The 12,392-nt window shown below is 58.0% G+C and carries 10 protein-coding genes and 1 tRNA gene; 8 read left to right on the top strand and 3 right to left on the bottom strand.

The features are described from left to right. Positions 1-105 precede the first annotated feature (105 nt). Positions 106-191 (top strand) — tRNA-Leu (locus GS605_RS13945). Positions 192-297: 106 nt separating this feature from the next. On the opposite strand, the gene GS605_RS13940 is transcribed toward GS605_RS13945, so the two are convergent. Both GS605_RS13940 and GS605_RS13935 read right to left on the bottom strand, forming a co-directional pair. Then, positions 298-795 (bottom strand): hypothetical protein, encoded by a 498-nt coding sequence (locus GS605_RS13940; RefSeq protein ID WP_245218139.1) that lies wholly within the window; start codon positions 793-795, stop codon positions 298-300. Next, on the bottom strand, positions 788-1,378 hold the full coding sequence (locus GS605_RS13935; protein ID WP_171638123.1) for a response regulator transcription factor: 591 nt from the start codon (positions 1,376-1,378) through the stop codon (positions 788-790). Before GS605_RS13935 ends, GS605_RS13940 begins: the two co-directional genes overlap by 8 nt. A 763-nt stretch (positions 1,379-2,141) precedes the next feature. Between GS605_RS13935 and GS605_RS13930 the strand changes: the two genes are divergently transcribed. From GS605_RS13930 to GS605_RS13905, 6 genes are all read left to right on the top strand, one after another. Next, the gene (locus tag GS605_RS13930) at positions 2,142-4,424 is read left to right on the top strand and encodes a hypothetical protein (RefSeq protein ID WP_171724365.1); all 2,283 of its coding nucleotides are present in this window, start codon (positions 2,142-2,144) and stop codon (positions 4,422-4,424) included. 131 nt (positions 4,425-4,555) lie between these two features. After that, a complete protein-coding gene (locus GS605_RS13925) occupies positions 4,556-6,496 on the top strand; it encodes a type I secretion protein (protein WP_171724364.1) in 1,941 nt (646 codons plus the stop codon). A gap of 185 nt (positions 6,497-6,681) precedes the next feature. Next, positions 6,682-8,751, top strand: a complete 2,070-nt coding sequence (locus GS605_RS13920; RefSeq protein ID WP_371807766.1) for a type I secretion system permease/ATPase — start codon at positions 6,682-6,684, stop codon at positions 8,749-8,751. A gap of 2 nt (positions 8,752-8,753) precedes the next feature. Next, complete coding sequence (locus GS605_RS13915) at positions 8,754-10,106, top strand: HlyD family type I secretion periplasmic adaptor subunit (protein WP_171724362.1); 1,353 nt, start codon at positions 8,754-8,756, stop codon at positions 10,104-10,106. Positions 10,107-10,185: 79 nt separating this feature from the next. Next, complete coding sequence (locus tag GS605_RS13910; protein WP_171724361.1) at positions 10,186-10,563, top strand: rhodanese-like domain-containing protein; 378 nt, start codon at positions 10,186-10,188, stop codon at positions 10,561-10,563. Positions 10,564-10,656: 93 nt separating this feature from the next. After that, positions 10,657-10,842 carry a hypothetical protein gene (locus GS605_RS13905; protein ID WP_152457401.1) on the top strand — a complete coding sequence of 62 codons (186 nt, stop codon included), beginning with the start codon at positions 10,657-10,659 and terminating at the stop codon, positions 10,840-10,842. On the opposite strand, the gene GS605_RS13900 is transcribed toward GS605_RS13905, so the two are convergent. Further along, positions 10,843-11,601, bottom strand: coding sequence for an alpha/beta fold hydrolase (locus GS605_RS13900; protein WP_171724360.1), 759 nt, complete (start codon positions 11,599-11,601; stop codon positions 10,843-10,845). Positions 11,602-11,692: 91 nt separating this feature from the next. Here GS605_RS13900 and GS605_RS13895 point away from each other — a divergent pair, with 91 nt between their 5' ends. Continuing rightward, entirely contained in the window at positions 11,693-12,067 is a 375-nt protein-coding gene (locus tag GS605_RS13895) for a hypothetical protein (RefSeq protein WP_171724359.1), read from the top strand. Positions 12,068-12,392 lie beyond the last annotated feature (325 nt).

Here is a 12,392-nt window from a genome sequence, read left to right as displayed (position 1 = left end):
GACACAGCTTTCCACCGAAAAATCCCGGTCCATCTGCGTCAAAGCGCATTGTTCTCATCCCGCTGTGCTTGTAAGGAAATTGCACGGCCCCAGGGGCTGCGCCGTGCGGGCGTGATGGAATGGTAGACATATCAGACTTAAAATCTGAAGGGCGTATGCCCGTGTGGGTTCGAGTCCCACCGCCCGCACCAAAAAATTTTCAAAAAACGCGGTGACTTATGCGTGCGTGGCAGGTGGCGCCGTGGGGGACTCGCGGGTGCTGCGAGGGGGCCAATCAACTCTGCTGTGCGACCGAGCCTAAACCGGAAACCCCAATTGTCGGATCAGTTTCCAAATGTCCCTGTTCGCGGCTGACAGCTGATCAACGACTGCTTCGATCTGGAGCAGGGCATTGTCGTCGACGGTATCTTCGCGGCCGAGTTTTATGTCGGTTTTGCGGTCAGCGATCCGCATAAGGATCGTTTTCGGGTTTCCGCTTTCAGGGTCGAAGGAATAGATGCAATGGTTGTACTTGTTGCGGATGCCAGAAAGCTTGGCCAGCCTTTGCGTATGTTCAAGGATCGGATCTCGGACCTGGGCAGGGCGCCCTTCCATTTTTGCAAGTCTTTCAACCAGATCTATTCGCGCGCGGGTGGTGTTCAAAGTCAGAAAGATGATTACGGCCACGTCCTTGGACGTTCCGGTTAGGCCGGCGATCAGATGGATCAGCAGGCTTTCGGTGTTTGTCCACATATAGTTCAGCCTGCCGACCAAAAGGATCAGGCGGTCGAACCGGGCTTCGAACGGATCAGTCAAGGGCGGTCTGCTGCGCCTCATGAGGCGCAACCTCGAAATAGAAATGAGCTGCCGCCGTCCGGTTGCTGACGCCAATCTTTCCGACAACGTTATGCATGTGCAGCTTGACCGTGTGTTCCGTGATGCCCAGCTTGGCCGCAATCAATTTGTTGCTTTTGCCTTCTGAAACCAGTTGCAAAACCTGTTTTTCGCGGCGTGTCAGCTTGGAATACTGTACGTGCCGATCTGCGCCGTTGGATGTAATGGCCTCCCGTTGCCGTGGTCTCTCGGGCGCGCGCTGACAGGGGGGTGAAACACAGTCAGCCAGAAAGCTGGGAAGATAAAGTTCCTCGTGCATCAGCAGTCTGAGGATGGCGCGCCACGCGTCCGGTGCCACGTTCATCGGTAAAAAGCCGACATCTCCAAACTGCGCGCGGTTCCAGCCTTCGAACAGGTGTCGGGCGGATTCCTCTTTGCGATAGGCGAAAGCAAGACAGCCGGAACCTGCACTTTTGGTGTATGCATCGGCGCGCGTCAAAAGGTCCTCGATCAACATCTGATCCACAACGACGATCTTGCCGCTGTCCGGAACATGTGTGTGCATTGCCTCGAGTGTTTCGAAGCGAAAAGCGCGGACGCCAAATTCAGTTTGAACGCTTCTTAGAGTTTGATTTGAATAGAATAGTTCTTTCCCGAGGAAGACAATCGAAAAATCTTCTGAATAAAAACTCTGATTGCCAGTTTCATTGTTCAAAGACTCACTCATTATATTCCCTCACAAAACGGGGTTAACCGGAAATGGCTTTATCGAAATGGAATTGCCGGTGAAAAAGTAGTTAACTAATCAAAGAATTACGTGAGGTTTATTGTAGCTGAAAACGTGATTTTCTACAACCAGACGGTATAGTTCAAGTGCCTTAGATATAGAACTATTGTTTAGGTTTTTCGGTGTGGCATTGTGTAACCAGCGGAAACAATTGCATTATTTTTTATTGCTTTCTTAAATTAGAACTTTTTGATCCAGTTCGGCCAAAGTTCCACTGCATTCTCAAAATAAACAATAAAAACAATATTTTAGTCTCACCAAAACTTTCAGTTAGCTAGTCGCAAGCGTGCGTCACTGCGAACATGGTCAGGCTTTAATTGTGAAAGCGTCTGTCCCTGCCGCGCCCGTTCCTTGCGTATTTCAGCATCGATTGTGAACGGTCGCGTATTCGGCTTAGCCGGGAAAGGAGGTGGCCTAAAGAAAACGACGGTGGACCGCATTCAGCGTGTTTGAACGCTGTGCGGGTATTTTAGTTTCAATCACGCCCGTTGCCGCTTTGTAGATGAATGGCGGTCAGGCGTTCCAGAAATGGGAATTTGTTATGAGACGTAATGTAAACAATACAAACGTAACGACCGTTGACGAAATTGTTGTCGAAAACCTGGAAGCTCCGGTTGATGTTGAAATTCAGGTTGATGAGGCTCTTGTCGAAGCCGATGTGACTGCGCAGCAACAGCAGCAGGACCAAAATGTAGAAAACGCCAACGAGCAGGGCCAGGATCAGGGCCAGGGCCAAGACCAAGGTCAGGACCAGGGTCAGGATCAGGACCAGGGTCAGGATCAGGACCAGGGTCAGGATCAAGACCAGACGCTTAATGCCGGCGACAACACCAACGACAACTCCAACAGCAACTCAATCAACATCGATTTCGGCGGCGGTGAGTGGATTCCGCGCGACGATGATCAGGTTGATCTGGATCTTGGTGACTCGGCGACAGTGGGTGACGTGATCACTGCTGGCCGCGATCTGACCTATGATCCAGGCGATGACATGAATCTGGATATCTCGATGGACGACGCCGGAACGGCAATGTCATCCGTGAACAGCCAGGTCGCCAGCCTGAGCGACGACGACACGCTTGATTCACCGACCGTATCCAACAACGCCGACTTCACCCAGAACGGCGATGCCAATGGCGGCACGGCAACTGCGGCTGAAGGTATCAGCTCGGATGCCAACGGTGGAAAATCGGGCGACGGTGGAACCAGTTACGGTGGAGCGGCCGATTCATCAACCTTGGGCAGCCACGCGTGGGCTGACGGTGGTGATACCGGCAGTGCAGATGCCGATTCCAGCGCCGGCCGGGGCGGATCGACCGGTGACGCAAGCAATGCCAGCAATGGTGTTGGTATGGCGGGCGCAGGATCCGACGGTGACAGCGCCGGTGGAGATGGCGGTGCCGCGGATAGTTCGGCTTCGTCCGACAATGATGGCAGCACAAGTGCCGATGGCAGCGGAACCGGCGGAGCCGGCGGCAGCGCGGATTCGTTTGGTCTGGGTTTGGGCCTGGGTCTGTCCGGTTCGAACGCAGCCGGTAACGCAAACGGCGGCGACAGCGATTCCGACTCGACAGGAACCGGGACCGGAACGGCGGACAACGCTGCGGATGCGTCCGGCGCGGATGGTGGCGATGGTAATGCTGCGGCAGATGGTTCGGCTTCGAACACCAGCGACAGCAACACCGATGCGAATGACGCCACTGCGGGTGACAACACTGCGGATGGTTCTGCTGACAGCGGCGCGGACAGCTCGGCTGACGGCTCTGGCGGAACGGGAACCGGTGGTGACGGATCCGGCGGTGACGGCACTGGCGGTGACGGCACCGGTGGCGACGGTACCGGCGGCGACGGCGAAGGTGGATTCGGCGCGATGGTCGAAGCTGCAATCATGGCTTTGCAGGAAGAGCTGGGCATGATTGACGCCGAAGCAGGCGAAGGCGGCGACGGTACCGGCGGTGACGGCACCGGTGGCGACGGCACGGCCGGCGACGGTTCAGGTGGCGACGGCTCGGGCGGCGACGGCTCCGGTGGGACCGCTGATGCGGATTCCGATGCGCAGGGTGTTGGCGATCAGTCGGCAAGCGGGCCGGATATCGACCAGAGCCCAGGCGACGTGAACGGCGCGGCCAGCAACTCGCAGGACACCGACGGCAGCGGCGGTGACGGCGGGTCGAACGCAGCAGATGGCGCAGCGGATGCGGCCGGTACTGGAACATCGGCTGCCGACGGCGACGGCGGCGCGGGCGGTAGCACAACGCCAACATCGACGTCAACCGGCAACGGAGCCGGGTCTGCCGACGCGGCCAATACCGCAGGCAACGGCGGAGCTGCCGACATCTTCGGAGACGCCGACACAAACGGTGCGGCTGACAGCTTGGCCGAAGCAATTGCCGGATACGGTGGCGAAGGCAGTTCCGACAATGATGCCACATCGACTGGGTCGGGCGACGCAGCTGGTGCGGCTGACTCGGGCAACGGTGGTGCCGGTGGCGCATCCGCCGCGAACGGCGGAACCAGCGGAGCTTCGATGGGCACTGCAACGTCAGGCGATACCATGGGTGGCATGATCACCGGTGGTAACGGTGGCGGCGCCTATTCAGGTGACGGTGGTGCCGGCGGCAATGGTGGTGCATGGGGCGCGAACAATGGTGGCGATGGCATCGTGACCGGCGAGTCCTATGCATCGGCGGCAGCTGTCGTTGATACGTCTGCGTTCAACCAGTCGATCATCATGGGCGCCAACGTCCTGGGCAACACGGTCGATACGACCATGGTGGGTGGTTCGATGACCATGTCCCACGCCAGCGACGACACGGACGTTTAAGTCAAAAGGCGGGGCTCGCATTTTCGGGCCTTGCTACCTTTCGAAAATGCCGGGGCCGCAAAACGCGGCCCCGGCCCAACTGAACCCAAAGCGGAAATTACGAGCCGCCGCGGGCAAAAAGGATAACCGACATGGCACTTGACGGTATTACGGAAACGATAGCGCATTTTGTTGGAACTTTTGAGCTTACGATAGAACAAGCCCGCCTGAGGGATCAGTACGAGGAATTCAGCGCCCTGAGGCGTAAAGCCGAAATAGACGGGCTTGACGAGCCTACCTCGATCAACATCAAAGCTGATCTGGATATCCCGGCGGGCGAATACAAAGCCCTGCCATTCAATTTTCTTCCCTCTCAACCGGAACTTCCGTTGCCAAAAGCTCCTGTCGGGCCGGTGCATGAGTCGGTCATCATCCTTAACGGTGACAGCGCGGAATCCACGCGATTTGTGCCAGACAGCGTATCCGGCCCGTCTTCTGCACCGGAACTGATTATTCTGCGACCGGATACGGTGCCACTGGGTTCGGCAATGACGTTCACCGTGCAAAAGGTGGTCATGCGCGACAACGACACGGTGGGAGAAGGGGACTTTCGCGATACCGAAGCGCTGATCGCCCAGGGCGAAGAGATGATGGACATGGCGCTGTCGCTTCATGCCATGGCGGCCCCTACGCTTTCGCTCGCGGATTACAAGTCGACCGAAATGCTCGAGGCGCTGGCCGAACAGATGTTGGCCCCGGCAAACGCGAATATAGACGGGGTCACGGTACATCAGTTTCATGGCGATGATGCGTTGGGGGTGATCGTAAACGGCAAGTACGTTGACGAAGCTCCGGTATGGACAGACATCCTGCCTGCGTTCCATCAGCCGGATGAAGCCGGAGAGGATGAGACAGAGGCCATGCTTCCGGCCGAGTGGGATCAGTCGAAAGATCCAGACTTTGACGACGGACACCTGGTCGTGACCGGAGGGAACCTTGCGATCAATGCTGTCTCGGCATCTATAGGTTGGGTTGATGCCCCCTATATCGCCGTCGGAGGGCAGGCGATCAGCCTGACCGCCATCAGCCAGGTCGCGCTTGTGTCAGATTGGGATGTGGGGGCGCCGGGAACGGGCAGCGGCACCAATGTGATTCAGTCCTCGAAGATCGAAGTCGAAGGCCGAGAGGCCCCCTGGCTGGACAATGGCACCGGAACAACCGGACAGCCCGAGTTCATCGTTGTGGATTGGGTCCACGGTGATCTGGTTGTGGCCAACTTCGTCAAGCAAGCTATCGACGCCACGGATATAGACAACATACAGACCGAGATTTCGGCCGCATCGACCTTGTACGCGCTGGGCGACAACGAAATGTTCAATGTCACCGACATCGTGCAGCTGGGCAGCTTTTACGACCTGATCATGATCGACGGGAATATGATTTCCGTGGACATGTTGTACCAGACCAACGCCCTGATGGATGACGATATCATCAACGGCGGTATGCCCGGCGCAATGGCCGGAGATGATGAAAACGTGATCATGAATGACGCGTCGGTCAAAACGATAGGCGCAGATACACATCAGGATCTGCAGCAGAACCTGTCCGACGCCATGGCGCTTGATCAAACGGACATCGATGCCTTGGAGAGCGCGCTGCTCAACGATCCCTTGTTCGCAGGAATGGAACAGTTGCGCGTGCTCAAGATCGACGGAGACTTGTTGCAGGTGAACATTGTTGAACAGGTCACCATGATGCTGGATCAGGATCAAATTGACCTGTCCGGTCCAAGTGCCGCCGATACCGATGTCGTCGCAGGCAGCAACGCCCTGTTGAACTCTGTCAATCTGACCAAAATGGGTGTGGATTCGACGGTTATGGCCGCTGACGGATCTTATTCTGACCTGCTGCTTCATCAGGCCAGCCTGATTGACGTGCCAGACAACCAAGAAATCACAGATATGACCAACGAGGCGATCGCCGCAATCATGGCGGACATGTCTGTGCCGCAACCGGATGCCGTCCTGGCACTGGACGCACAATCCACTGACACAACGACACCAGATGACGGCCTGCAATCCATGCTGGCCTGACCCCCCAAGTTTTTATCGAGTGACCAGAAGGTTTGTATATGTCGATTGTTTTTTCGTCGCGCCGTCCACTCTTATCCAGTCCACTGGACAGGCAGGGCGGTTTGGGCCCGAAGCGCCAGCGCGCAGACGGTGGGGCAGATCCAGCGACACAACGGGTCAAAGCCCGGTTGCACCTGACGCAGGAGATGCGCGTGTCTGAGTCAGATCCAGATTCGACGGTTAAAACCGAAGCGCCACAGCAATCCGAAGACCAAAAACACTCACGTGAACGACGGCGCGCTGATCCTCCCCATCAGCGTGCGCAGCCGCAACCCGCGCAAGATGAAGAAACGGCGGGTGGCGGCAATGGGGTGGCCGACGCCGACGGCCCGGATCCGGCATCCGCCGGGGACTCAACTGCGCGCAAGACCCCCTCTGCACGCTCATCCGGTGGGAACGGCATTGGCACCACGATCGAGGCCAAGGCAAACCAGCCACTGTTGCAAACGAATTCCGGCGGCGGTGATGGGAACGGGCCACCCCAAACCTTCCACAAACGCACCCCGCCCGAAGATTTCCAGCGCACGCTGCGCGTTTCGATGCGGGCGATCCGGCGCAATCTTGCGTTTGTTCTGGTCCTGACCTGCGCCACGAACATCCTGATCCTGGCGATCCCGATCTATCTGTTCCAGATCAGTGACCGTGTTCTGACCAGCCGGTCGCTGGATACGCTGATCATGCTGACGGCCATCGTGGCAGGGGCGGTGATCTTCCAGTCTGCTTTTGATGCGGTGCGGCGGTTCATGCTCATGCGGACCGGGGTCGAAGTGGCGGCCCGGCTGGGCGCACCGGTTCTGAGCGCGGCGGCCCATGCGTCGCTGCACGGAAACGGGCGCGAGTATCAGACATTGGGCGATCTGCAACAGCTTCGCGGTTTTCTGGTCTCGGGCACGCTGCTTTCATTTCTGGACGTGCCGTTTGCGCCGCTGTTCATCCTGATGATTTTCCTGGTGCATCCGCAACTGGGCATGATCGTGGTGGTTACTGCGCTGATCCTGATGACGATTGCGCTGATCAACCAGAAAATGACTGCCAAGCCGTTTGCCGAGGCCAACAAGGCACAGTCCATGGCGAACCTGCATCTGGATTCGATGTCTCGCAACAGCCAGATCATCAACGCCTTGGCAATGATCCCCGAAGCCGTGCGGATCTGGGGGCGGGACACTGCCCAATCGCTGACCTGGCAGGTGCGGGCGCAGGACCGCAACGTGATCTTCGCTTCAATCTCGCGCGCCGTTCGCCTTTTGACGCAGATCGGAATTCTGGGTTGGGGCGCGTTTCTGGCGCTGCAAGGAGAAATCACAGGCGGTATGGTGATTGCGGCCTCGATCATTGCCGGACGTGCCTTTGCGCCAATCGAAGGTTCGATTGAAGGGTGGAACAGCTATCTGCTGACGCGCGGAGCTTACGGCCGGATCAAGGCGCTGTTGTCGACCTCGGCCCTGCAATACGAAAAACTGCGTCTGCCACGCCCCGAAGGTCGGCTGGATGTCGAACGCCTGCTCTATGTACCGGGCGGAACCAAACGCGTGGTTCTGAACGGCATCACGTTCTCGCTGGTTCCCGGTGAAACTTTGGCCATCATCGGTAATTCCGGTGCCGGGAAAACCACGCTTGGGAAAACTCTGGTGGGATCCATTCTGCCCACATCGGGCAGCGTAAGGCTTGACCTGATGGACATCCGAAACTGGGACCCGCGCCAGTTTGGCGAAAGCATCGGCTACCTGCCGCAGGATGTTCAGCTGTTCCCGGGCACGATCAAGGACAATATCGGCCGGATGCGGGCGGATGCCACTGACGAACAGATCCACGATGCCGCCGTTCTGGCCGATGTTCACAACATGATTGCAACGCTGCCGCAGGGATATGAGACCGTGGTGGCCGCTGATGGCTCGCCTTTGTCCGGTGGTCAGAAGCAGCGTATCGCACTGGCGCGGGCGTTCTTCGGCAACCCCAGAATGGTTGTGCTGGATGAACCGAATTCAAATCTCGACGTCGCGGGCGACAAGGCGCTGGCATGTGCGATCGAACAGGCGCGTCAAAGCAAGATCACCGTTGTCGTCATTACGCAGAAGCCAACGTTGTTGAATGTTGTCGACAAGATCATGCTGCTGACGGACGGGCGTGTGGCCCTGTTTGGTCAACGTGATCAGGTTCTTCAGCAGATCAACGGGCCGCGCAAGCAGACTGGAATTGAAGGCCAGCAGGGGGGCTGACCATGAATGACCTCGTACCTGTGAACAACTCAGCCAATGAACCAGAAGTCTGGTATGCCGAGGTTCCGCGCTCGATCAACAGGTTGATAGTGATCGGGGTGGTCTTGCTTGTCGTGTGCTTCGGCGGTTTCGGGGTATGGTCCTTCAGTGCCCCGCTGGCCGCAGCGGTCATCGCGCAAGGCAGTTTTGTGGCCACGGGCCGCAACAAGATTGTCCAACATCTTGAAGGCGGCATCATCGAAGACATCAAGGTTGTGGAAGGTCAGGCGGTTCAGGCAGGTCAGGTTCTGATGACCCTGGACCAGACCTCGGCCCAGGCCAATGAACGTGAATTGCATATTCGCAAGCTGCGCCTTCAGGCCATGACCGAGCGGTTGCTGGCCGAGTACGGGGAGCGCGACCGCCTCGTGTTTTCGCAGGCGCTTGTCAAAGCATCCGACGATCCTGAAGTAATGGCCATTCTGGATGGGCAAAAGCTCAGCTTCGATGTGTCGCGCAAGACGCTGCTGAATGACTTGGCCCTGCTGGAGCGCAACATGGAAGCACTGAAAATCCGATCAAGCGGATTTGAGGCGCAGCTGGACAGCATGGCACGGCGCGCCGAGATCTTGCAGGAGGAGTTCGAGGCCAAGAGCCAACTGTTCGAAAAGGGCCTTGTCCGCAAAGGAGAGCTGAACACCATCCGTCGTGTTCAGGCCGAAGCCGAAGGTCAGCAGGCCCGGTTGCAGGCGGAAGCCGCTGAAATCAACCAGATGCTGCTGAAATATGACGAACAGATCGCGCGTACGCGGTCCGCCTATCGTGAGGCCGCACTGGATGAACTGGGCGTGATCGAAGCTGATCTGGAAAGCGTGCGTGAAAAATCCCGACAGGCGCGCAGCGTTCTTGACCGGGCCGTGGTGCGTGCGCCGGTAACTGGAACGGTGGTGCGATTGCATTATCACACGCCGGGCGGTGTGATTGAGACCGGGGAACCGATAGCCGAGATCCTGCCCGCAGATGCGCCCCTGATCATCGAGGCACAGATTCCGCGTACCGAGATTGACAGTGTCGTCACGGGGCAGACCGCCACAGTCCGCCTGATCGCATTGAACCAACGCACGACGCCTGTTTTGTATGGCGAGGTCTTCTATATCTCGGCCGATGCGCTGCTTGAGGATTCGACCGGTGTTCCGCAGGAAGTCTATCTGGCACGAGTCTCACTGACCCCGGATGAGTTGCAGCGCGTGCGCGGCTTTGTTCCGACACCGGGGATGCCCGCTGAAATCATGATCCAGACCGAGGAGCGCACCTTTGCGGCGTATATCGCCAAACCGGTATCAGACAGCATGTCGCGCGCGTTTCGCGAGCAGTAACACGCGCGTTTCCTTCCATGTCTACACCTTCCAAAATTCGCATGTTAACCTCTGCGCGGTGACGTAAAGGAGAACTCACATGCCGGTGACGGTGAAAGAGATGATGGAGGCGGCCAACGCGGTGGTCGAGCGTATCGATGCGGCCAAGGCAAAGGCGATGACCGAACAGGGGGCGCTGCTGTTGGACATACGCGATGCGAATGAGCTGGAACACACGGGCCGCGCCGTTGGGGCGCATCATATACCCCGGAGCATGCTGGAGTTTCGAGCAGACGATGCATTGCAATCACATGACCCTGCACTGCGCAAGGATCGCCCCATCGTGTTGTACTGCGCATCAGGCGGGCGCGCGGCTTTGGCCGGAAAACTCCTGAAGGATATGGGATACCAGAGGGTGTACAATCTTGGTGGATTGACGGACTGGGTGTATGGGGGCGGTGAAATCGCCAAATCCTAGTTTCGGAACCGTCTGCATCTGACACAAATCAAAGCGCAACACATTCGAATCGTGAAATATTTGGCCGGAAGCCATCAAAAGGAAAACCCGGTCATGTTTCGCCTTGCCGCTATGCTGTATTCCCTGATTGCAACTGCTCTGTCTGGTTCGGCCGTTATTGCCGTGCTTTCAGCTGGAATGGTATCCGTCAGCGCAATTGTGGGCGCCGCGGCCGCTGGGGCCGTAATCGCGGCTCCGGCATCCTGGATGGTGGCCAGGCGGCTGTATCAAGGCGCTTGATCAGGCGTTCAGGAAGGTCCTGACGGCAGCTTCGAACTCGCGCGGTTTTTCGGCGTGCAGCCAGTGCCCGGCGCCGGGGATCTTGGCAAATCGCGCGCCGGGAAACAGAGCGCGGATCTTGGCCCGATGTTCCGGCAAGACGTAATCTGACTCGCCCCCCGACAGGAACAGCGCGGCGCCTAACCACTGGGCGTCCAACTCGGGAAAGCCCATGATATTTGGCATCTGGTCCGCCAACACGTCCAGGTTCAGCAACCAACGCTTTCCCTTGATGTCCAGCGATTGGGTGAAGAAGCTCTGCAATGCTTTTTCAACGCCTTGCTCGGCCAATTGTTGCTCGGCATCCGAGCGGCGTGCAATGCGCGAGAAGTCCACGGCACGCATGGCCTCGATGAACTGAATTTGGCTGTGCGTGTATTTCACCGGCGCAATATCTGCGACCACCAGTTTGTTCACCAGCGCGCCGTGTTGCAGCGCAAGTGTCATCGCGGCCTTGCCGCCCATTGAATGCCCAAGTACGTCCGCCGTCCCGCCGATCCGTTCGATGACCTCGGCGATATCCTGCGCCAGATGGGGATAGTCATGACAAGCGTCCCACGCGCTGTAGGCATGGTTACGCATATCGACGGCCACAACCTGCCGCTGGTCAGATAGCCGTCTGGCAATCACGCCCCAGTTTCGGGCCGATCCATACAGGCCATGGGCAATGACAAGGGGCGGTCGGGCGGTCGGTTCGCCATGTATGATGGTGTTCAGCATGTACCGCGTGATACAAGCCACCGCCGGAAACGACCAGCCCCATTGTAGGTCATAGACGCTGCCGCTAGATTGCCTCCGCAGGAGGCCACCAATGCCGCAGGACCCAGACATTCAGACCCGGATCGCCGAAACGGTTGTGTTGCTGCGCGCAAAGCTCGGAGTGCGCGACAAGACTCTCGAGGCATCGATCCGCAAGGCCAGGCGCCGACTGCCGCGTCGCGTCTATAAGCAGGCCTTGATTCTGGCCCGGGCCGAGGCGATGGCGTCTCATCCCAAACTGAGGCTGGTTCTGGATAACACCAGGCTGATCAAGGCGTCCGACGTGGTGCAGGAACATCTGGGGTCCATCAATCTTGCGGATCGCAGATGGGGGTGGTTCCTTGGCCTGCTGGGGGGGCTGGCCTTCAACATGCTGGCACTGACGACACTGTTGCTGGTTTTTCTGTGGTGGCGCGGTTTGATCTGAGCTTGGATTCCGGACAACGCGCCAAGGTCTGAACATGGCGCAAACCCCTGTGTGCGGTAACATCGAATGCACGGAGTCGGTGTGACCAGCGCGGAAGGCTGATCGGGGCGGAAAAAGCGCGTATTGACCAGAATGGCTTGGGCGACCGTGGGGCCCGGGACCTTGCCCAAAACATCGGATTTGCGCTGGGCGAGATCCAGACCGTTTTCAGGAATCTGACGCAAAAAAACGGCGCCTCAAGGCGCCGTTCCGTGTTTGAGGGTGGACCAGTTACAGGTTCGGATAGATCGGGAATTTGGCGCAGAGGTCTGCGACCTCGGCCTTG

The sequence above is a fragment of the Ruegeria sp. HKCCD7559 genome (assembly GCF_013110575.1).
GTDB lineage: Bacteria > Pseudomonadota > Alphaproteobacteria > Rhodobacterales > Rhodobacteraceae > Ruegeria.
The sequence above is the reverse complement of the archived record's forward strand: the minus strand, read 5'-3'. Positions and strand labels throughout refer to the sequence as shown.

What these genes read in the sequence shown, in the direction of transcription:
- GS605_RS13915 (WP_171724362.1), top strand. Translation starts at nt 8,754, where the DNA reads ATGAATGACCTCGTACCTGTGAACAACTCAGCCAATGAACCAGAAGTC.
- GS605_RS13930 (WP_171724365.1), top strand. Translation starts at nt 2,142, where the DNA reads ATGAGACGTAATGTAAACAATACAAACGTAACGACCGTTGACGAAATT.
- GS605_RS13920 (WP_371807766.1), top strand. Translation starts at nt 6,682, where the DNA reads ATGCGCGTGTCTGAGTCAGATCCAGATTCGACGGTTAAAACCGAAGCG.
- GS605_RS13925 (WP_171724364.1), top strand. Translation starts at nt 4,556, where the DNA reads ATGGCACTTGACGGTATTACGGAAACGATAGCGCATTTTGTTGGAACT.
- GS605_RS13910 (WP_171724361.1), top strand. Translation starts at nt 10,186, where the DNA reads ATGCCGGTGACGGTGAAAGAGATGATGGAGGCGGCCAACGCGGTGGTC.
- GS605_RS13895 (WP_171724359.1), top strand. Translation starts at nt 11,693, where the DNA reads ATGCCGCAGGACCCAGACATTCAGACCCGGATCGCCGAAACGGTTGTG.
- GS605_RS13905 (WP_152457401.1), top strand. Translation starts at nt 10,657, where the DNA reads ATGTTTCGCCTTGCCGCTATGCTGTATTCCCTGATTGCAACTGCTCTG.
- GS605_RS13900 (WP_171724360.1), bottom strand. Translation starts at nt 11,601, where the DNA reads ATGCTGAACACCATCATACATGGCGAACCGACCGCCCGACCGCCCCTT.
- GS605_RS13935 (WP_171638123.1), bottom strand. Translation starts at nt 1,378, where the DNA reads ATGCACACACATGTTCCGGACAGCGGCAAGATCGTCGTTGTGGATCAG.